This is a genomic window from Alteromonas sp. NFXS44 (assembly GCF_040148705.1).
Lineage (GTDB): Bacteria > Pseudomonadota > Gammaproteobacteria > Enterobacterales > Alteromonadaceae > Alteromonas.
The window spans coordinates 213,839-233,285 of record NZ_JAGDEA010000001.1 but is presented as its reverse complement, the minus strand read 5'-3'; the positions used below and the strand labels follow the sequence as shown (position 1 = coordinate 233,285).

Genomic DNA, 19,447 nt, shown 5'->3' with positions numbered 1-19,447 from the left:
GGTTTGTTTATCACCATGCACGATGCAAATAACAAAATTGGACGCTGGCAGGGCGCCGGGCTGCTGACCACCACTTTGCTGGGTACCAGCGTATTTATTCTGCCGCAGATGACCATCAACACCGCTGGCCACTGGGCAATGATAAGCTGGCTTGTGCTAACAGTGGCAATACTGCCCGTTGCCATGGTGTTTGCTAAACTCTCTTCCCGCTACCCTCATGCTGGCGGCCCGGCCTATTTTGTTGAAAAGGCGTTTGGCAAATCTGCAGGCAGAACCATCGGATTGCTGTTCTTGTTTGTGGTACCTATTGGCGCGCCTGCTGCCATCATTATGACGTACTGGTTTATCGAAACGCTGTTTGGTCTCTCACCAGACTGGGCGCTGCCCGTTCAACTTGGCATTATCGCGCTGCTATTTGCGCTGAATTATCGGGGTATTCAGTTTTCTTCCACCTTGCAACTTATCCTTACCCTGGTGATTACCTTAGTGGTCATCGCTATGTTGGCAGGTCAGCCTGTGGCGTCGGGCGAACAGCTCCCTGAGGCAACGGCTACGCCTTTTGATATGAATCCCATGCTGGCCGCCATGGGTATCGCATTCTGGAGTTTTCTGGGCATAGAAGCCATTTCCCATCTGGCCGATGATTTTAAAGATCCGGGGCGGGATTTAGTCCCTGCCATTATGACCGGCACATTACTGGTGGGGTTAATTTACCTGGGCTGTACCTGGCTGCTCATCGACACGCCGGTGTCGGATTCTCTGAGCATGGTCATCGTATTTGATCAGATTTTCTCCGGTGGTGGCGCGGCGGTTATCGGTGCACTCGGTGTGGCTGGCGGCCTGGCAACTGTGAACGTATATACAGCCAGTCTGGCACGGTTAACCTGGAGTTTAAGCAACGATAAGGTATTGCCCGGTTACTTTCAGACCCTCAACCAGTACAACGTGCCTCAGCGGGCACTGCAATGTGTGCTTGTCGTCATGACTCTCACTTTGATAATCACTCACTACGGTGCCTACAATCTGGAAGACCTGATTGGTTGGGTTAACGGCGTATTTGTACTGATTTATCTGGCAAGTATGCTGGCGGCTGTCCGCCTTTTATCAGTAAAGCACCGTCCACTGGTAATGCTGAGCTGCCTGTTCTGCGCCACAATCGCCGTGGGACTGGGCACAAAGATACTTTATGCACTGGGATTATTTTGCGTGTGCGCGCCACTGCTTTGGTATCAGCAGCGGCTTGCAACCAATAGAGCAGAACGCAGATTGCAGCGCGGGGCAAATTGACTTTTATTGCCCGCTATAGCCTTGAGTGAATAGCACTGCGATAGGCGTCAATGGCGGGCAACAGCGAGGTAATAAGCGTTGCTACTACCACAGCACCAATAACCATTGCACTGTGCGTATTAAACACATTGGCAGATAAAAACAGGCCATACTCACTGGCCAGCCAGCCTTTCGCGCCGGCAAAAATGGATGTGACTAACCCCAGTGACACGACACTGGCACTGACAGCAATAACAATGGCTTCAGTTAAAATAAGTAAAAACACCACGCCGGCTCCGGCACCTAATATACGGAGCACTGCAATCTCTTTTTCCCGCTGCTGCATGGAAGCCAGCAGCATGGTAGACAGGCCGAATAGTGACGACACCAGGATCAGTACGCTAATCACACGCAAAATATTCTCTACCGTGCCCATCATTTTCCATAACTCAGCCATGGCAACGCCGGGCAGAATGGCCATGAGTCTGTCATCTTCATAATTGTTCAGCGCCCGCTGTAAAGTGAACGTGGCAAATTTCGATTTAAGTCCCAACAACACGGCGGTTACGCTGTCAGGCTGAACCAGTGGATTGGAAAAATTATCGGGGTTTGCGAGGATGTCTTTCAGTTGGGAAGGCGCCAGATGCATGGCCTCGATACCCGCTAAACTCACATGTACGGTTTTATCAACCGGCGTGCCGGTAGGCGCGAGAATACCGGTAATGGTAAAAGGCGACTGGTCGTGATTAGTAAAGCTTACTGCTCCGGTACCGTGGGCAATAACAATCTTATCGCCGACCTTATAGGCCAGTTTCTTTGCCACGTCCGCACCGATGACAGTGTCGAATATGCCTTTGAACGGTTCGCCGTCAGCAAAGGCCAAATGCTGCTTATTGCCGTACTTATAATGCTCGAAGTAGGTTTGATTGGTCCCTAACACGCGGTAACCGTGATGAGAGTCTCCCAGTGCGACAGGAATTGCCCAGCTTACCTGTTCGTTATTTTCGAGCATTTCAAAACTGTCGTATTCCACGTTATTGGTGGGGCTGCCCATGCGGAAAATACTGTAGAGCATGAGGTTCATCTGTCCGCTTGGCGCACCGACAATTAAGTCCACACCGGACACCGTGCGGTTAAAGCTGGCTTCTGCCTGCAAACGGATGAGCTCAACACTGAGTAATACACTGATACTGATGAGCAACGAAAGAAAAGTAAGCAGCACTGACTTCGCGCGGCTTCGTAAACTGCTTACTGCAAAAGATAACAACATTACGCCACCTCACTGAATGAGCATAACGACTGCAAAGACACCGATGACGACAGATACTGCGCGAGGCTTTTGTCATGACTGACGAAGATAAGCGTAGTGTGATGTTGTTTACACAGATCAATCAGCAGAGTCATAAATGCATCACGGGCGTCGGTATCCAGCGCAGAAGTTGGCTCATCAACCAGCAGAATTTCCGGTTCATTGATGAGCGCGCGGGCAATGGCCACCCGTTGCTGCTGCCCCACACTCAGGCTTTTAGCTGACTGGGTTAACACTTCTGCAGGCAATTTAAGGGTGTTAATTAAGCCCGCTGCTTTGCTTTCTACATTGCCTTTGTTGCCACCGAAATAGGCGGCCAGTTCGATGTTCTTCAATACACTGAGATGAGGCACCAGATTAAATTGCTGGAATACCACGCCGATGTGCCGGGCCCGGAACCCGTCCCGCTTACCGGATGACAGTGAAGAGAAATCCTCGCCCAGCAAGGTAATATCACCGCTGTCTGCGTTCAGCACACCTGCCAGCATATTCAATAACGTGGTTTTTCCCGAGCCCGACGGGCCATGCAAAAAGATGCGGTCACCTTTTTGCACTGTCCATTCCGGCAGTGTCATGCGGGTTTTACTTTTCGGGTACTGATGAACCACATCTTTGAGATGTATCGCGACAGAAGCCGACGAAGTGCTTGTATGCTGACTATTCAAACTGAACTCTTATCGTTATTATAGAATCTGGTGATGTTATAACATCGGGCATTTTATCTAACCAATAGCGACGCTTTTAATGAAACGAATCCTGAGACAAACCGCAATTTTAATGTGTATAAGTGCGTGTCCCTTCAGCGCGTCACTATCTGCTGCCGAATATGAAGAAATAGAGTGGACCGCGTTAATGCCGGCCAGTGATTTGGCGGCGCTGCTGGACCCACCTGACTATCTAAGCAATGTTAAGGACGGATCTCAACAAGATTCTGTAAAGGCGTTCACACAGAACTCGTTTGAAGATGAGAAAACAGAGCGTTTCAAGCAGGCGTTAAGCTCTGTGCAGGTCATTCCTGAATTCGACGGCCGTTCGATTAAAATCCCGGGTTACGTGGTCCCCCTTCAACAAAATGAAGAAAAGTTGGTGACCGAATTTTTCATCGTACCCTACTTTGGTGCCTGTTTGCATATGCCGCCGCCACCGCCTAACCAGATTATTTATGTGAGCTACGAGCAGGGACTGAAGTTAGAGGATTTGCAGCAGCCATTCTGGTTTGAGGGCGAAGTGGAAATTCAAACCCGCCAGCATGAATTAGGCACCGCAGCTTACACACTGAATGTGGATCGTTACGAACTGTTTGAATAAAAAACGCCTTCTCTAAAATCCAGTGTCATGATCAGGCGTTTCACCGCACTCAGGTAACAGGTAACAGGTAACAGGTAACAGGTAACAGGTAACAGGTAACAGGTAACTTAATATGATGCATGGAGATGCCTGTTCTGAGCGTTTTAAAATTGGTATTTCAGGAGTGCTCACAGCGGGTGAGGTTTCGCTTCCGGAAGTTCTGAATATGTGCGGTGACGATAAATAATGAGGCGATTATGGTTAACACCGTCTCCCCCGCCTCCCCGACAAAGTCATGGGCAACCGTGCCGGCGAGAGTAAGCAGAAACAAACCTGCCAGTCCGCAGGAAAGTACTTTGCCATTCTTGTGATGCCGGTAACCGGTAAGTAACGCCACAAGACCTACTGGTACAACAAAAAACAGTAAAACCTGATGGAAGACTTCGTGGTCGAGGATTGCAAGCCCGCCAAAAGTGGGTAAGGCGATGATTAATAATGGTGTGAGTACGCAGTGAACAACGCATAAAGATGAAAGTGCGATAGCGATTTTATCGCCCACTTCCTGAATTCGCGGCATAGTATTTCCGTTGTAGAGAGGAGTATTTTGCATGTGATATTTACCAGCTTACTGTTGCGCTCTGAGGTGTGGCGTCAGTCATCCCCTGCCCCTTATTATTTATCCACTGAACCTCAATGGCTGACAATGATGGCGCCAGACGAAAAAGGGTTATCGTCATTTCAGAAATGTTGTCGCCACAAGATAATTGATAGGCTAACGTGACATCTTCGTGATGGTGCGCATCGTGATGATCTTCGTCGTGATGCTCGCCGTCATGGTGCAGCTCATCTTCATGCTGCGAGCCATGAGTTTCATGGCCAACGTCGTGCTCAGGAGAGTCGTGGTGAGGAAAATCAATCTCCTGACTGACCAGCTGGCAATTTCCGTCTACAGAGAAAACGTTGCTGTACTCACTTATTTGTTTTTCAATTTGATGTACCTGCTGCATCTGTTCATCACTTTCCGGTGCATGCCCGAAACCCGGTAAATCCACTGCAGGAATTGAAAATTGAAGCTGCCAGTTACTCTCATCCTGAGCAACAAGTAACTGCCCGTTTCCATGAACATGCTTACCTGCCAGGGCCCGGGCTGCGGAAAAAGGAACTAAACATAAAAGAACGGCTGCGGATGTGGCTGCCATGAAAATGCGAACAGAAGATAAAGCCATAATCACTCCAGACATGTTATATTATAACAATTCTTAGAATGTTATAATGTATCAATTAGGATTACAACAATTCTTCGGAAGATAAGATGTGAATGTGGTGAAATTTGTTGCAGAAGGAACCGGGGAAGTTCAGAAGAAAAAGTAGCGGATTTGAAATCATTGCTCCGCGCACAGATGACTGCCGGGAGCAACGATTACCGGACTGTATTAAAGCTTAGCGACATCCTGGGTTTTCACACCGCATGCACCATGACTGCGTTTTTCATGGAAGGCCACTTCCAGTGACTGCATCATCGGAGCATGATGGTCGATAGTCAGCAGATGCTTTTCTACCCGTCTGGCATCAAATGCTGTAAAGAATGATTTCAGGAATACTTCGTTGGTATCGTCCTGCACCAGCACCCGGGCACCGGTCTGCACGATAATAATGTCATCGTCTTTCAAGTTGTAGCGTTTCGCCAGAGACTCGATTTTACTCAGATACGCTTCAGCTTTTTCCGGTGAGTTAGCAAGGATAGCCGGAATTTTAGCGGCTTCAGACAAAGGGATTTTTTCTTTCCCTAAGATGTACATATTGTCCTGCGTGAAGTGTACCCAGTTTTTTGAAGCTTTTTCTACAATCGCAATTTGTGCAGCGTTTTGCGCCTGTTCAAGATAACTCAGTCCTGTTTCAGGATAGTCTGCCAGTAATTCCAGATTCAGTTGCACCTGCGACTGAGAGTTATTGCCGATAACGGTAAGCAGCTTGTTCTGGCTCACATTTTCGGTACTGGCGGTTTCACAAAGATCACTTGGAAGATAATAATACTCACCCTCGCTGATGGCGCTGACGGGTGAAGAAACGGCGGCGAACGCCAATACTGCTGCACTACATAACTTTTTCATAATCTGTCCTGAATGGGTATCTGCATCGACTGATTAAAAATGTAGCACAAGAATATCGTTTTTTTGGTTCTGGAAAAAGATACCTTTGGATGGGATTTGAAAACTTTCAGGTATGAAATTCTATTCGTTTACGTTCTGCCACTCTCGTTAAGACGACGTACCATTTCATCATCCAACCGCAGCAAAGCCGCTAATTCTCTGAGGTAGACCTTCTCCATATGGTTCTGTTCATCGATCACCAACAATGATGCCAGGTATATTTCTGCGGCCATTGCGGGTGAAGTTGCCATTGCTGCCACGTCTGCCGGATCCAGCGGTTTATTAATCTCTCCCTCTAGGAAGACCTTCTCATCAGATCCTGCGTCAGACTTAGCAAGGGCATCGTGAATACGGGACATTTCCGCCTCATCAATATGACCATCCGCTTTGGCTGCCGCTATCATGGCTTTAAGAATAATTACCGGATGTTGGGGATCGTTGTCTTCAAACGTTTCCCGCTTTCGCGCAGCAGATTGCTCTATCTGATAATTGTTGTAAATTTTGTACGCCAGTGCGCCTATCGCCGCTGCTCCACCCACTTTCAGCAAGGTTGAACCTTTGCCTTTTTTCAGCATAGATGTCAGCAATGAACCGCCCGCAGCGCCAAGACCAGCCTTTTTCAATAAACTTGCGCCGGAGGAGCCTGATGATCCTGTCAGACCGCTTAATTTATCTTTGTGTTGTTTTACCGCAGAAGAATTTAAAACCTGACCCAGCAATTTATTGATATTCATACAACTACCTCTTGTGAATAATGCAAGACAAGGCCCGGAAGCCTTCATAATTTGAACGCACAAAAGGAAATTAAGTTTTGTCACTTAACCGGCTGACAATACAGCTTAGCGTACCGGAGAGGGATTAAGCGCGCCAACCTACTGGAAACCATACCAAGGCCGGCGCCAGGGACTGTTACGTTATTGCAGAGAGTTACCTACGCCGATCACCAGCGTGGCAAGAACAAGTAAAGAGATACCGGTCAGCAGCAGCATACGACTCTTTTTATTACTGCCTTTCCATTCCATCAACGCTAATCCCCACAGCGTAGAGAAAATGATGATACTGGCCATATGAATGGTCCAGCTGGAGAACTCGTATTTACCCATGTTGCTTTCGCCCATGGTGTAAAAGAAGAACTGGAAGTACCAGAATGCACCACCTAATGCAGCCAGAAGATAGTTTTTCACCATCATGTTGCCCTGCAGGCGCTCAGTGCCTTTGGCGACCTGACCAAAAAATTCTTTGGCAGAACCATTTTTCGCAATCAGATAAATACACCAGACAGCGTTAGTCGTTAAACCACCCAGCAATACAACACACAATACAGGCAAACCCTGCCAGAGATGATCGGTGCCGGCTTCAAGAGTCAGTTCACGGATGGGTTTACCCGCCGCAATACCGAAAGCAAAACATGCAGACATGACGCCGGAAAACGCGGCGATGGCTAAGCCTTTTTTCATATCAATGGTTTCGGCTTCTTCTGTGGTGCCGAGGCTGCGGTTCTTTTCAGCAGTCGCCCTTGCCACAACAATAACCCCGACCAGCGTCATCAACGTACCGCCTACAGCAAACTGGCCACTGGTGGTTGCCAGTACGGCACCGATAGTGCCATCAAATATAGGTGGGCCTAACGTACCTAATACTGTGGTAAGACCCAGCACAATAGCCATGCCGGACGAGATACCCATGTAGCGTACAGCCAAACCAAAGGTTAAACCGCCAAAGCCCCAGCCCAGCCCCCAAAGGAAACATTGCTGCAATGTGCTTGCCGGTGTACTGCCCAGAACGCCAAATAAATCTTCGGTCTGGACCATTGCGAAAAACCACGGGCACAGGAACCAACTGAAAATACCACCGGTCAGCCAGAAGATTTCCCATGACCACTTTTGAATGCGTTTGTACGGAACATAGAAACTGGCAGAGAACAAACCGCCCAGCCAGTGAAACAATACCCCTAGTAATGGATTTGGTGTCATGCCTTTACTCCCAGTACACCACCCGCATGTAATTTTTAAGTAACGGGTTTACATCATTTAAACAATACAATTGCCAGCATACACAATAATTTTATGTAAATCACACACTTTTAATCATTTTCAATCACAAATATTCAAAAGTAGTAATCATGAGGTGCAGGGATACGCATACAGTGATGTATTTAAAGGAGATCCGGTGAACTGTTAACGGATTGGGTCGGGCTTAAAGAAGAGATGAAGAGCAACAAAAAGACTGCACGCAGGCCCGCCTGCGTGCTTCATTTTACAAAGCGCACAAAACGCTTATCTGAATCGCACGTGGTCGCGGTTCAGCTCACTGATTTTGCTACAGCCCATCAGGCGCATGTCCCGTTCGATTTCAGCCACCATTTGCTGCATCGCACGCTCTACGCCCTTCTGACCAGCCGCTGCCAGTGCATAAAGATAGTAACGCCCCAGTCCGACCGCTTTCGCACCCAGCGCTAATGCCTTGAGTACGTGCGTACCGCGCTGAATACCACTGTCGAACATAACGTCAATCTGGTCACCGACGGCATCAACAATTTCAGCCAGATGATCAAAGGAACTTCGGGAACCGTCAAGCTGACGGCCACCGTGGTTTGAAATCACAATGCCGGTACAGCCGATATCAACGGCACGTTTAGCATCGTCGGCGCTCATAATACCTTTGAGACAGAACTGGCCGTCCCAGAATTTCACCATCTCTGCCACGTCTTTCCAGTTCATCGACGGGTCGAGCATGTTTGTGAAGTAGTCACCGATAGAGCTGGTTGAACCGCCCATATTAATGTGGGCATCCAGTTGCGGCAGCGAGAATTTTTCATGAGTGACATAGTTAATACCCCACGCCGGCTTAGTCGCAAACTGCCACAAGCCCGCCAGATTCAACCGGAACGGAATGGAGAAACCGGTACGTAAATCCCTCTCGCGGTTACCGCCGGTAATGGAATCGACGGTAAGCATCATCACTTCGATACCGGACTCTTTCGCCCGCTCCATCATGGCTCTGTTGAGACCGCGATCTTTATGGAAATAGAACTGATATACCTGAGGCGTATCGTATTGCTTAGCAATTTCCTCCATGCTGACTGTGCCGAGGGACGACACACCAAACATGGTGCCGAATTGCTCAGCGACCGCTGCTACAGCCCGTTCACCCTGATGATGAAACAAACGTTGCAGTGCGGTTGGTGACAAATAAACCGGCAACTGCAGTTTTTGCCCCATCACTTCAACGCTCAAATCAATATCTTTCACGCCGGTGAGTACGCGGGGGATCAGATCACACTCACGGAAAGCCGACGTGTTGCGGCGTAACGTAGTTTCATCGTCAGCACCGCCATCGATGTAGTTAAAAATTGGCCTGGGCAAACGCTTCTGCGCCAACTTACGAAAATCATGAAAATTATGACACTGGCTTAATCGCATTATTGTTTTCCGTTCTCATGCTACAGATCCACAGCCCTCAGATACAAAACAGCCCGCAAACGCGAGCTGTATCTTCAGGCCAAATTCACAGTCCGTCTGAATCAGACGATACCAGAACCGGTGGCATTGGGGTCGCGTGGACGCTCTTTTGCCATGGTTTCACGATAACCAACACCGCGGTAAACACCAAGAGGATTAATCGGTGAACCTTTACGGTAACGCGCCATCGCCAGAATAGGTGATACATCCAGGTTGAATGCATTTTTCAGCTCAAGTGACGCCATCAGTGCATCATTGTCTTCCTGGAAACCATACAGGGCTTCGCGGTTAACCAGCAATGCTTTAACGTAAGAACGCTGTACTTCAATGGCTGAATTGATCAGGCTTTCTGCCGGGTCGGTCACGTTGTGTGACTGATCAAGCATGTACGCCGGACCGAACTCGTCCTGCTGACGATATTCAGCATCAACAAGTTCGTTAAAGATCAGGAACTGCTGATAAGGATGCAGTGAACCACTGTCCAGGTCATCGTCGCCATATTTACTGTCATTGAAATGGAAACCGCCCAGCTTCTTGAACTGAATTAAGCGGGATACAATCATTTCAATGTTGGTATTCGGTGCATGGTGACCCAAATCAACCAGAGACTTACACTTAGGCCCCAGGTGCATAGCAGCCAGCAGGTTTGAACCCCAGTCCTGAATGATAGTGGAGTAGAATGCAGGCTCGAACATTTTGTGTTCAATGTGCATTTCCCAGTCATCCGGCAAGCCTTTATACACTTCTTCCATGCTGGCAAGGTAACGCTCGAATGCACGTTGGAAATGCTGCTGACCGGGATGGTTTGAACCGTCGCCAACCCATACTGTCAGGCTTTTTGCGCCAAGTTGCTGACCGTAGCCAATCACATCAAGGTTGTGCTGAATCGCAAGCTCACGGGATTCTTTTTTGGTGTTACTCAGACTGCCGTACTTGTAAGAGTGCTCCTGGCCGCGCTGGTCCTGGAACGTGTTTGAGTTCACCGATACCCACTTCAGACCATACTCATCTGCTTTTTGCTTCAGCTCAGAGAAATCGTCAACCACATCCCAGGGGAAGTGAGGCGATACGCTGTCAGTACAACCTGACATTTCATTGATCACTGCGCAGTCTTCCAGCTTTTCCCAGATGTTGCGCGGCTCGCCTTCACCCGGGAAACGGGCAAAACGGGTGCCGCCTGTACCTGTACCCCATGAAGGTACGGCAACCTGGAATTCGCCGGCCAGCTCAGTGATTTTCTCAATATCGATATCCTGGCGTGCCAGTTTATCTGCCAGCGCAGCGTAATCCGCGTCTAAGTGCCCTTTCAGCTTTTCGTTGTCATCGCTGATAATGGATGCATCAATTCTTCTTAACATAAGTCACCTCTTATCTCAGGAAAGCTTCATGCAGACCGCCGTCTACACTGATCACTTGCCCGGTTGTTTTGCTCAGTTGACCGGATACAAGAAGATAGGCCGCCTCGGCTTGATCATCCGGTGTGATAGGTTGTTTGGTTAACGTGCGCTGTGCATAGAATTGCGCCAGCTTGTTACGTAATTCTTCCGTGCTTTCACTTTCATCATGAGCAATATCGTACTTGGTCAGTGATGAAATCACGCGGTCTCTCGGGAACATGTTACTGCCCTGCACAACTGTTGCCGGTGCCAGTGCATTCACGTTGACCAGCGGTGACAAGGTAACCGCCAGTTCGCGAACCAGATGGTTTGCCGCAGCTTTACTGGTGTCGTACGCCAGAGAACCTTTCTTCGATACGGCTGCATTCACGCTGGTAGTCAGTACCAGTGCGCCTTTCAGGCCCTGCGCTTCCCAGATTTTCTGAGCCGTTGAGCCAACGACATAGCCGCCTTTCACATTCACGCCAAAGCTCAGGTCGAAGATTTGATCGTTCTTCGCCATGTCTGCGCCTTCTGCGATGAATACACCCGCAGTCACAATCACTTTATCCAGACCGCCATACGCCAGCAGTACCTGTGTGAACAACTCTTCCACGGTTTCACGTTTAGTGATGTCAGCCTGAAGTGCTACAGCCGGGCCACAGGCAGAAATCCCTGTACCGGCTACACCAATTCCCTGACCATACTTGTCGGTAAGTTCTTTCGCGGTGCGCTGTGCATTCTCAAGGTTGAGATCTGCACACACTACGTGGGCACCTTCTTTAGCAACTCGGTGCGCTGTCGCTTTACCGATACCGTCACCGGCACCAATCACTACAACCACATCGCGGGCCAGTGGCGCTTCTGCCGGCATACGCTGAAGTTTTGCTTCTTCTAACGCCCAGTATTCAATATCAAACGCTTCCTGAGCTGGCAGGGCGGTATATTCAGAAATCGCTTCTGCACCACGCATTACTTCAATAGCACAGTTATAGAATTCTGCAGTAACGCGGGATTCACTCTTGTTCTTGCCCCAGGCAATCATGCCTACACCCGGAATCAGTACAACCGTCGGGCTCGGGTCACGCATAGCCGGAGAATCTTCACGTTTACAGGCTTCGTAATATGCCGTGTAATCTTCACGATATTTTTCCAGACCGGCTTTAAACTTAGTGATCAGGGTATCGAAGTCGTCATTCTGCGGGTCGAAATCGACGAACAACGGCTTAATTTTAGTACGCAGGAAGTGGTCAGGACACGATGTACCTAACTCTGCCAGACTGGGCGCATCTACGCTGTTTACGAAGCGCAGTGTGGCATCATCTGTTTGTACAGTACCGATGAACTTCACTTTATTAGAAAGCAGGCCACGGGCTACCGGTAAAAAGTCTTTTAACAGATCAGTACGGGCCGCATCGTCCAGAGACTGATACTTCTGACCGCCAAAGGTCATTTCGCCTTTGTCATGCTCTTCAATGTAACGTGCCGCTGTTTCGATAACCCATAAAGAGGTTTCGTAACAGCTTTTACTTTCAGATGACCAGTTGGTATGACCGTGCTGACCTAACAGAATACCCCAGATGTCAGGGCTCGCAGCATAGGTGTCTTCACACAGTTTCGCCGCTTCCCAACCGGGACGCATCCACGGCACATAGGCCAGCTTGCCGCCCCAAATCACTTCAGTCAGTTCTTTCTGCGCCTTACAGGATGCAACGGAGATAACTGCATTCGGGTGCAGGTGATCAACGTGCTTTTCGTCAATCATTGAATGCAGAGGCGTATCAATAGACGAGGCGCGTGGATTCAGGCAGAAGTTACAGTGCTTGAACATGCCGACCATACGGTCTTCACCGGCAGACTTATAGCCTTTATCTGAATAGTCCTGATACACGCCGTCAAGTGCGTTCAGTTTGTCCTGGTATAAAGAAGAGAAGTTTTCTTTCTTTGAAGTACGCAGATCGCCACCGGAGCCTTTTACCCACAGCACTTCAGTTTCTTCACCGGTTAACGGATCTTTTTCCATTAACTTAGCCGAAGTATTACCGCCGCCGGTATTAGTAATACGCTGGTCTTCGCCCAGCTTATTTGAGCGGTATACAAGGTTTTCTACGGGATCGAGTTTATCTGCAACCTCGTCTTCCCACAGATATTTAACGTGTTTGTATTCATCTGGCTGATAAGGCATTTATAGGCATCCTGTGAAGTTAATTAATTGAAACTGGTCTTTTGTGAGACTCATTAATTCATTAATGATTCAATATACATCCAATACAATCTTTGTCAATCATTTCCAATCACAATATAACAGAATTGTTACAAGTATTTTAAGGGTTGTATAAATCTTGAAACTTTGACTAAAGCCTCCAACCAGTCCTGTTGCCTTGTCTCTAAACTGATCCGTAGTACACTTAAATGTGTGGTCAGAATTAAGTTATTCTGTGTCTTAACGCTTCGGGAGGATGGGTAATGCCCAATGTCAGCTTCGGTCACCATTTTGACGAATTCGTAAACCAACTCGTAGAGTCAGGTCGTTACAACTCTGTGAGCGAAGTAGTCTGTAGTGCTCTGAGACTTCTTGAGCTGCAGGAGAATCAAAACGTGAGTAATCACTTCATCGCAGAGGTTCAGAAGGGATTAGATAGCGGTAATGCCGGCACTTTAGATATGGCAGAAATTAAACAGATAGCCAGAAATAAACTTAATAGCGGATAAGTTAGTACAGCGATGGTAAATATCGAAACAAGCAACCAGGCAAAGCAAGACTTGATCGATATTTGGTTATTCATCGCAGAAGACAATTCCCGCGCAGCCGATTTGTTTTTGGATAAGCTGGGAAAGACTATCGAAAAGTTAGCTAACCTTCCTTTTATCGGCCTGAGGAAAAAGGAATTCGAGCTTATATGGCCAGATAAAGATATTGTCTCTGGCCAGTAGATAGTTACATCATTGTTTATGAAAACTGCTCATCTTCTATAAGGGTGTTGAGAGTCTTTAACTCATCATTAGATTACACAAGACTTACAGAAGATCTAAACACTCCCCCTGAAGCCTAATCGCAGGCTTCCACCACAATCACATTCACGCCGAATTCGCGGATTTTATCCAGTGCTTCGGGTGCTGCATTGCTGTCGGTGATGACCGTATCGACTTCAGACAATCCGCAGAAAATCAGATTACCTTTCACGCCAATTTTACTGCTGTCAGCCAGTACGATAAGTTTATCAGCGCGCTTACGGAGTTTTTGCTCCGCCAGAATCAGCAGTGGATCGGTTTCCATTACGCCGAATTCACTGACACCGGGTGAGCCCATGAACATTTTGCTGCCACGGTAGTTTTGTGTGGTGTCGTTTTCGAATGAGCTGAGAATGATACTTTGCTTGCGATACACTTCCCCGCCGGGGAGCGTGACCTGATTCTGACTGTTTTCCAGTAACTCATGTGCAAGTACAAAGGAGTTCGTCAGAATATTCATGCGTCTTTCGGCCAGAAACTCAGACATCATAAACGTGGATGTACCGCCATTGATGATGATAGATTCGCCGTCTTCACACATGTCAGTGGCCGCTTTGGCAATAAGCTGCTTGGTGCTGGTATTGCGCTCTCTGTCCACCAGAAATGCATTGCCGGAAAGACGGATATTAGACACGGTCTTACTGTCTAACACCTGCGCGCCGCCGCGAATTTTTTTAATTTTCTTCGCATCAGCCAGTTTGTTTAAGTCACGACGAATGGTCGCTTCAGACGAGTTAAGTTGCGCGCACAAGTCGCGCACACTCACAAAGGTGCTCTCATCAAGGATATCCAGAATGAGCTGGTGACGTTGCTTCTCCAGCATGGTATTGCCTGTATAATTGTTATTCGTGTAAGCGATAATATAGTCACCTGTTCAAGCACAATCAATCAAAACACCAAGTTTTTGATTGAATATGATAGATTCATCCAATCGATTTGTACCACTTTTCCCGGTACGCTTCCAATTTATCAAACGCAGCAGGTTCACAGGGCACTAAGTCCAGTTCAGCCGCAGCCTGTTTATCAAAGTGAATCAAACTCGCCGCGCCCATTACTGTTCCTGTGTTGTCACGGGAGAGCATGACGGTCTGGTCGGGGCGCAGCTGCGCGACTAACTGGCATAACATCGGGTTCTTCAGGAATGCCCCTTCTATATATATTGTGCCGGTTGAATGCAGATCAGTTAACCGTTGATCAATCATCAGCGCACAGTACAGCGTCGCAATAGCCTGAGGAGCAGGTGGCGCATCCGGACATAATTGTTTCGCAGTAAGGCCACCGAAGGGGCCATTCCCCTGACTGTAATCCGGCGTCACCATCCAGCCTTCATCCAACGCCTGCTGAATATCCCCGGCTTCAGCACTCATGCGAATGTTGCCGCCCAGAGTAGTACAGATGCTTTCGTATTCCCGCCCGCCCATGAAACGTGCGCAACTGACCGGGTTAGAGAAAATATCCACGTTGGCCAGGGTATCTTTGTAGCTGGCAAGTTTGCCGGTGTTACCGTTTGCCTGCATCAGAATGGTCCAGGTGCCGGTAGAAATTACGTTGAAACTCTCGCCACTTTTCGCCAGTGACAAATAGCGCAACAGGCTGGCATTGCTGTCGTGAATACCGGCAAAAATTTCGCACTGTTCAGACAACCCGGTTTCCTTTGCAACCCGTGCTGACACGGTACCAAGACAATCCCATGCGTTTTTAAGTGCCGGCATTTTTTCCCGCCAGCCACACTTATCAATCAGCGAAGAGTAGTCTTTTTTCTGAGGTTGCCACATATCAGTATGACACCCTAAAGATGTTACTTCTGCAGCCGGTAAGCCGCCAAGACGCCAGGCCCAGTACTGGGGGTAAAGTAAAATGGTTGAGGCTGAGTCAAACGCCTCTTTATACTTTTGCTGCAACCAGAACAGTTGTTTACCCAGATTCAAACCTGCAGGCAATGCGGGTGACAAGGTTTCTGAAAAGTCAGGATGCACACTTTCATAAGCATCAGAGCAACTCTCTACGCCCTGATATTCATAATCAAGGACCGGTAGTGCCAGTTGATCCCCTTCAGGGGCGTTTGTATCTACTAACGCAGCCGTCGCGCCGTGAGTGGTGACAACAAAAGCGTTGATATCAGGCGTCAGTGTGCAGGAGCGTAAGGTTTCTGCCAGCCAGTTCCATATGCCTTCCACATCTGCCTGAGGATACATGCCGGCAATGGGCGCATTTTTACAGCTAAAGCTGGCGCATTCTTTACCGTTATCTACCAACAGCAATTTAATGTGGGTTTTGCCTATATCCAGAACGGCTTTAAGCATGATTTTTCTCCTGCATTTATTGTGTTCCGTCATGTTGCTTTCGTCAGTGCTCCGGCCATTTTTAAGCATTACTTTGAACGACAAAAGCGGAGTCTGCTGACTCCGCTTTCAGTTCATGCACTGAATTACATCTTCAGATTCAGTCCCAGATAAATCACCCGGCCCAGTGTTGAACCACTGATAAAGCCGTTTGCATCATCATAGTAAACTGCATCTTCGTCGAACAGGTTGTCTACGTTTACAGTAACAGATGCTTCTTCCACAAACTCATATTCGCCTAAATCGTACTTACCGAAAAGATTTACTGTGGTCAGAGAGTCTGCTGAAGCAACCGCGTTTTCCCAGCCATCGGTGTGAAGAATACGTACAGTACCCAGCATGTTTTCGTAAGTCGCACCTACCTGAGCTAACAGGTTGTAGTCACCACGCTCATCGGTACCTTTTTCATCCTGATACGCCGCGCCCTGTACAGGCTGGAATGTTCTGTCCAGTGTATAAGAACCGGCGACGCTGGCATTCACACTACCAAAACTGGTTTGCCATTCTTTGGCGATGTCGAAATCGATACCTGAAAGCTTAGTCGCCGTCATGTTATTTCGGCGGGCATCGAACAAAGCGTAAACTGAGTTGCCATCAGCGTATAAGCTTTCGATAGACTGGCCATCAATGCGCATGCCGTCTGCCGCTGCCAGCGCCTCATCCAGTGTTGGATTGATTGTGTAGTAATCCGAGTAACCTTCCGTGCTGAACAGTACACTTGGCGTATAGAACGGTGCCAGACTGATTGCACTTGAATAGTCCACGTCGAAATACGTCATACTGACTTTAAAGTCGTCAGCGAACTCTGGTGTCCAGTCGAAACCTACGCTGTATGACTCAGATTCTTCAGGCTGCAGTCCGTCACTACCACCAGCAAGGATAATGGTGCCACGGAAGAAATCTGAATCAGCTGCATCCGGGGCCATGAAAGGACTGACACTCATTGTAATCGCACGGGTATCAACAGCTGCACCGGAGTCTGCCAGACTCGGCGCCTGGAAGGACGTACCCCATTGTGCACGCAGACGTAAGTTGTCCGTAGGTGAATAATCCACACCAATCTTTGGATTGGTCGTGCTGCCCACATCGTTGTAACTGTCGTAACGGATGGATGCAGTAAAGTCGATAGTTCCGGCATCGATGTCATCCATCACCGGCACAACCACTTCACTGAAAACAGACTTCACGTTGCGTGACGCAGATGTTTCTGTCATTAGCAGAGCATCTGCTGCGCCACCGCCGAACGAAACGTCATAGTTTTGTTTAAAGTATTCAGTACCCACAGCCAGCATCACATCACCGGCCGGTAAAGAATAAATAGCACCATCCAGTGTCAGACGGATCTGATGGTGGGTTTGCTTGGCATCACCCAGTGTACCGTAGTAAGAAAGAATACTGCTCAGTACCGCAGGATCTGTTGAAGCTACATCGTACGGGTTCAGCGCAGTAGATACATCTGTGCCGGCCAGCGCAGTAGCAACGGCAGTCGCATTAACGCCGGTTTCTTCACCGTGGGTTTCCGCCCAACCGTAACTGTATGCGGCTTTCAGACGCCAGTAGTTCGGTAATTCTACGGTCAGTTCCGGCATGAAAGAGAATGCTTTAAAGTCGCTGCTGTTTTTCGCGCCCGGGCCAACTACGTCAGAAAAATTGAAGTCCACAGTTTGCGAAGTTTCATCACCGATAGCAGTGAAATAAGGGTTATCTGATGTAATTGTGCCTGAAGCACCCAGATCCGTTAACGCGTTGGTCGCATCGCCGGTAATATCCACGCCCCAGTCACTGTAGTACGTGTTCAGATTAAGGAAAACGTTGTCAGAAAATTCCTGCTCGAGGGCCAGGAAGATGGTGTCCTGTTTTTGCTCGGGCACATAAGAAATGCCATCGTTAGGATCACATAAGTTACTGCCTTCGGTCAGCGTGTCCATGCGGTAACTGGTCCCGTTTGCCGTGATATTGCCCGGGCTGCACTGACGGGTACGGTAGTCACCGCCGCCATTGCTTGTGCTGTCAGCAGTAATGAAATCACGGTCAGAACCCATCACATCACCGTTTTCCGCGTGATAGAAAGACAACATCGCCGCACCGGAGTCCCATGAAGTACCGGCAGTCAGGTTAAGGGAACCAGCGGTATAACTATCACCGAATCCACCTTCAAGGTTTACGGTCACACCATCTTTCGGACGCTGGGTGATAAAGTTAACCACCCCGGCAATGGCATCAGAACCGTATATAGAAGAACCACCATCCATTACCACTTCTACGGTGCTTAATACTGAAGGAGGAATGGCCGCAGCATTTGGTACGGTTTGGATAATACCGGAACCCGGTAAACGTAAACCGTTCAGCAGTACCAGTGTCGTGCTACCACCACCGGTACCGATATCCCGCAGTTTCGGCATTGGCATGCCCTGACCAATATCAGTCGCCATAGTAGGACGGCTGTTGAAGGTGCTGGTCATTTGCGGAATTTGTGCAAGAAGTTCGTTACTGTCAGGCACACCAATTTCAGCGACATCTTCTTCTGAAATCCCTACAACGTTAGTACCTACCGGTGTTGCACCTCGAATAAGGGTACCGGTTGCTGAACCACGAACTTCAATGGTTTCTACCATTGGATCCGGTTCAGATTGTGCAGACTCTGCTTCCTGTGCAACTGCACATTGAGAAAAAGAAGCAGTGATAAGTGCCGCGAGTACAGAACGGCGGAAAACTGGTGTGGTTGTCAGTCCTGAAAATGAAGCCATTTTCAACTCCTTGCGTGGTTGTGTCAGTGATTTATCTAATTTTTGGCAGCGTGTTATTTTTATTAAAACTGCTCGATATTAATTAACATTGAGGCAACAAAGTACATCGACAATCATATGCAGTCAATAGCAATCACAAACAAATATGATTAATACCAGCTATTGATAAAATTCATGGATGAAAAATAACCAGTCTTTTACAAACTGACAGATTGACGCAGAACTGAATGTAAAGTTGATAAAACATGCTTTGCAGCGCACCCAAAATGCGCTAATCACCTCACAGAGCACTACACCGGCAAGGGTTAATCATCCCGGTTGGTATCACTCACACGCCTCCAGAACCTTTCGTTTCCGGTGAGCGCCCGTTAACACATTGACAACATCTATGTGCTTAGGGCAACATGCCAATCACTTTCAATCATAACGTTTCAGGAAAACTGACGATATATTCAGTTTCACCTGAACAGATTGCCATCAGGTATGTACCGGAGATT

The 19,447-nt window shown here is 48.2% G+C and carries 17 protein-coding genes; 4 read left to right on the top strand and 13 right to left on the bottom strand.

Going from position 1 to position 19,447, the window contains the following annotated elements:
• Nucleotides 1-15 precede the first annotated feature (15 nt).
• Nucleotides 16-1,287: an L-methionine/branched-chain amino acid transporter gene (yjeH, locus tag J3369_RS01010; protein WP_502877400.1), complete on the top strand. Its 1,272-nt coding sequence runs from the start codon at nucleotides 16-18 to the stop codon at nucleotides 1,285-1,287.
• Nucleotides 1,288-1,300: 13 nt separating this feature from the next.
• Here the strand turns inward: yjeH and J3369_RS01005 are convergent, their stop codons facing one another.
• The gene (locus J3369_RS01005; protein WP_349582701.1) at nucleotides 1,301-2,536 is read right to left on the bottom strand and encodes an ABC transporter permease; all 1,236 of its coding nucleotides are present in this window, start codon (nucleotides 2,534-2,536) and stop codon (nucleotides 1,301-1,303) included.
• Entirely contained in the window at nucleotides 2,536-3,240 is a 705-nt protein-coding gene (locus tag J3369_RS01000) for an ABC transporter ATP-binding protein (protein ID WP_303573300.1), read from the bottom strand. Before J3369_RS01000 ends, J3369_RS01005 begins: the two co-directional genes overlap by 1 nt.
• 112 nt (nucleotides 3,241-3,352) lie before the next feature.
• On the opposite strand from J3369_RS01000, the gene J3369_RS00995 reads away from it, so the two are divergent.
• Nucleotides 3,353-3,883: a DUF3299 domain-containing protein gene (locus J3369_RS00995; RefSeq protein ID WP_349582698.1), complete on the top strand. Its 531-nt coding sequence runs from the start codon at nucleotides 3,353-3,355 to the stop codon at nucleotides 3,881-3,883.
• 157 nt (nucleotides 3,884-4,040) lie between these two features.
• Here the strand turns inward: J3369_RS00995 and J3369_RS00990 are convergent, their stop codons facing one another.
• The 8 genes from J3369_RS00990 to J3369_RS00955 form a co-directional block, all read right to left on the bottom strand.
• Nucleotides 4,041-4,472, bottom strand: coding sequence for a MerC domain-containing protein (locus tag J3369_RS00990; protein WP_349582695.1), 432 nt, complete (start codon nucleotides 4,470-4,472; stop codon nucleotides 4,041-4,043).
• A gap of 7 nt (nucleotides 4,473-4,479) precedes the next feature.
• Nucleotides 4,480-5,088, bottom strand: a complete 609-nt coding sequence (locus J3369_RS00985; RefSeq protein ID WP_349582692.1) for a ZrgA family zinc uptake protein — start codon at nucleotides 5,086-5,088, stop codon at nucleotides 4,480-4,482.
• A gap of 207 nt (nucleotides 5,089-5,295) precedes the next feature.
• Nucleotides 5,296-5,973, bottom strand: coding sequence for a hypothetical protein (locus J3369_RS00980; protein ID WP_119499533.1), 678 nt, complete (start codon nucleotides 5,971-5,973; stop codon nucleotides 5,296-5,298).
• A gap of 128 nt (nucleotides 5,974-6,101) precedes the next feature.
• Entirely contained in the window at nucleotides 6,102-6,746 is a 645-nt protein-coding gene (locus J3369_RS00975) for a tellurite resistance TerB family protein (protein WP_349582689.1), read from the bottom strand.
• Nucleotides 6,747-6,926: 180 nt separating this feature from the next.
• Complete coding sequence (gene rhaT / locus J3369_RS00970; protein WP_349582686.1) at nucleotides 6,927-7,985, bottom strand: L-rhamnose/proton symporter RhaT; 1,059 nt, start codon at nucleotides 7,983-7,985, stop codon at nucleotides 6,927-6,929.
• Nucleotides 7,986-8,288: 303 nt separating this feature from the next.
• Entirely contained in the window at nucleotides 8,289-9,434 is a 1,146-nt protein-coding gene (locus J3369_RS00965; RefSeq protein WP_349582683.1) for an alpha-hydroxy acid oxidase, read from the bottom strand.
• 101 nt (nucleotides 9,435-9,535) lie between these two features.
• Nucleotides 9,536-10,831 (bottom strand): sugar isomerase, encoded by a 1,296-nt coding sequence (locus tag J3369_RS00960; protein ID WP_303573292.1) that lies wholly within the window; start codon nucleotides 10,829-10,831, stop codon nucleotides 9,536-9,538.
• Nucleotides 10,832-10,841: 10 nt separating this feature from the next.
• The gene (locus J3369_RS00955) at nucleotides 10,842-13,034 is read right to left on the bottom strand and encodes a bifunctional rhamnulose-1-phosphate aldolase/short-chain dehydrogenase (protein WP_349582680.1); all 2,193 of its coding nucleotides are present in this window, start codon (nucleotides 13,032-13,034) and stop codon (nucleotides 10,842-10,844) included.
• 281 nt (nucleotides 13,035-13,315) lie between these two features.
• On the opposite strand from J3369_RS00955, the gene J3369_RS00950 reads away from it, so the two are divergent.
• Together J3369_RS00950 and J3369_RS00945 are read left to right on the top strand one after the other, a co-directional pair.
• Entirely contained in the window at nucleotides 13,316-13,561 is a 246-nt protein-coding gene (locus J3369_RS00950; RefSeq protein WP_349582677.1) for a type II toxin-antitoxin system ParD family antitoxin, read from the top strand.
• A 12-nt stretch (nucleotides 13,562-13,573) separates the two neighbouring features.
• Nucleotides 13,574-13,783: a type II toxin-antitoxin system RelE/ParE family toxin gene (locus tag J3369_RS00945; protein ID WP_349582675.1), complete on the top strand. Its 210-nt coding sequence runs from the start codon at nucleotides 13,574-13,576 to the stop codon at nucleotides 13,781-13,783.
• Between the two features lie 115 nt (nucleotides 13,784-13,898).
• Here the strand turns inward: J3369_RS00945 and J3369_RS00940 are convergent, their stop codons facing one another.
• The 3 genes from J3369_RS00940 to J3369_RS00930 form a co-directional block, all read right to left on the bottom strand.
• Nucleotides 13,899-14,684: a DeoR/GlpR family DNA-binding transcription regulator gene (locus J3369_RS00940; protein WP_119499527.1), complete on the bottom strand. Its 786-nt coding sequence runs from the start codon at nucleotides 14,682-14,684 to the stop codon at nucleotides 13,899-13,901.
• A gap of 100 nt (nucleotides 14,685-14,784) precedes the next feature.
• Nucleotides 14,785-16,164 (bottom strand): FGGY-family carbohydrate kinase, encoded by a 1,380-nt coding sequence (locus J3369_RS00935; protein ID WP_349582671.1) that lies wholly within the window; start codon nucleotides 16,162-16,164, stop codon nucleotides 14,785-14,787.
• A gap of 125 nt (nucleotides 16,165-16,289) precedes the next feature.
• Nucleotides 16,290-18,950 (bottom strand): TonB-dependent receptor plug domain-containing protein, encoded by a 2,661-nt coding sequence (locus J3369_RS00930; protein WP_349582668.1) that lies wholly within the window; start codon nucleotides 18,948-18,950, stop codon nucleotides 16,290-16,292.
• Nucleotides 18,951-19,447: the final 497 nt, after the last annotated feature.

Excerpts from the sequence above, each read along its gene's own strand:
- yjeH (WP_502877400.1), top strand. The coding sequence starts at position 16 with ATGCACGATGCAAATAACAAAATTGGACGCTGGCAGGGCGCCGGGCTG.
- J3369_RS01005 (WP_349582701.1), bottom strand. The coding sequence starts at position 2,536 with ATGTTGTTATCTTTTGCAGTAAGCAGTTTACGAAGCCGCGCGAAGTCA.
- J3369_RS00995 (WP_349582698.1), top strand. The coding sequence starts at position 3,353 with ATGTGTATAAGTGCGTGTCCCTTCAGCGCGTCACTATCTGCTGCCGAA.
- J3369_RS00990 (WP_349582695.1), bottom strand. The coding sequence starts at position 4,472 with ATGCAAAATACTCCTCTCTACAACGGAAATACTATGCCGCGAATTCAG.
- J3369_RS00985 (WP_349582692.1), bottom strand. The coding sequence starts at position 5,088 with ATGGCTTTATCTTCTGTTCGCATTTTCATGGCAGCCACATCCGCAGCC.
- J3369_RS00980 (WP_119499533.1), bottom strand. The coding sequence starts at position 5,973 with ATGAAAAAGTTATGTAGTGCAGCAGTATTGGCGTTCGCCGCCGTTTCT.
- J3369_RS00975 (WP_349582689.1), bottom strand. The coding sequence starts at position 6,746 with ATGAATATCAATAAATTGCTGGGTCAGGTTTTAAATTCTTCTGCGGTA.
- rhaT (WP_349582686.1), bottom strand. The coding sequence starts at position 7,985 with ATGACACCAAATCCATTACTAGGGGTATTGTTTCACTGGCTGGGCGGT.
- J3369_RS00965 (WP_349582683.1), bottom strand. The coding sequence starts at position 9,434 with ATGCGATTAAGCCAGTGTCATAATTTTCATGATTTTCGTAAGTTGGCG.
- J3369_RS00960 (WP_303573292.1), bottom strand. The coding sequence starts at position 10,831 with ATGTTAAGAAGAATTGATGCATCCATTATCAGCGATGACAACGAAAAG.
- J3369_RS00955 (WP_349582680.1), bottom strand. The coding sequence starts at position 13,034 with ATGCCTTATCAGCCAGATGAATACAAACACGTTAAATATCTGTGGGAA.
- J3369_RS00950 (WP_349582677.1), top strand. The coding sequence starts at position 13,316 with ATGCCCAATGTCAGCTTCGGTCACCATTTTGACGAATTCGTAAACCAA.
- J3369_RS00945 (WP_349582675.1), top strand. The coding sequence starts at position 13,574 with ATGGTAAATATCGAAACAAGCAACCAGGCAAAGCAAGACTTGATCGAT.
- J3369_RS00940 (WP_119499527.1), bottom strand. The coding sequence starts at position 14,684 with ATGCTGGAGAAGCAACGTCACCAGCTCATTCTGGATATCCTTGATGAG.
- J3369_RS00935 (WP_349582671.1), bottom strand. The coding sequence starts at position 16,164 with ATGCTTAAAGCCGTTCTGGATATAGGCAAAACCCACATTAAATTGCTG.
- J3369_RS00930 (WP_349582668.1), bottom strand. The coding sequence starts at position 18,950 with ATGGCTTCATTTTCAGGACTGACAACCACACCAGTTTTCCGCCGTTCT.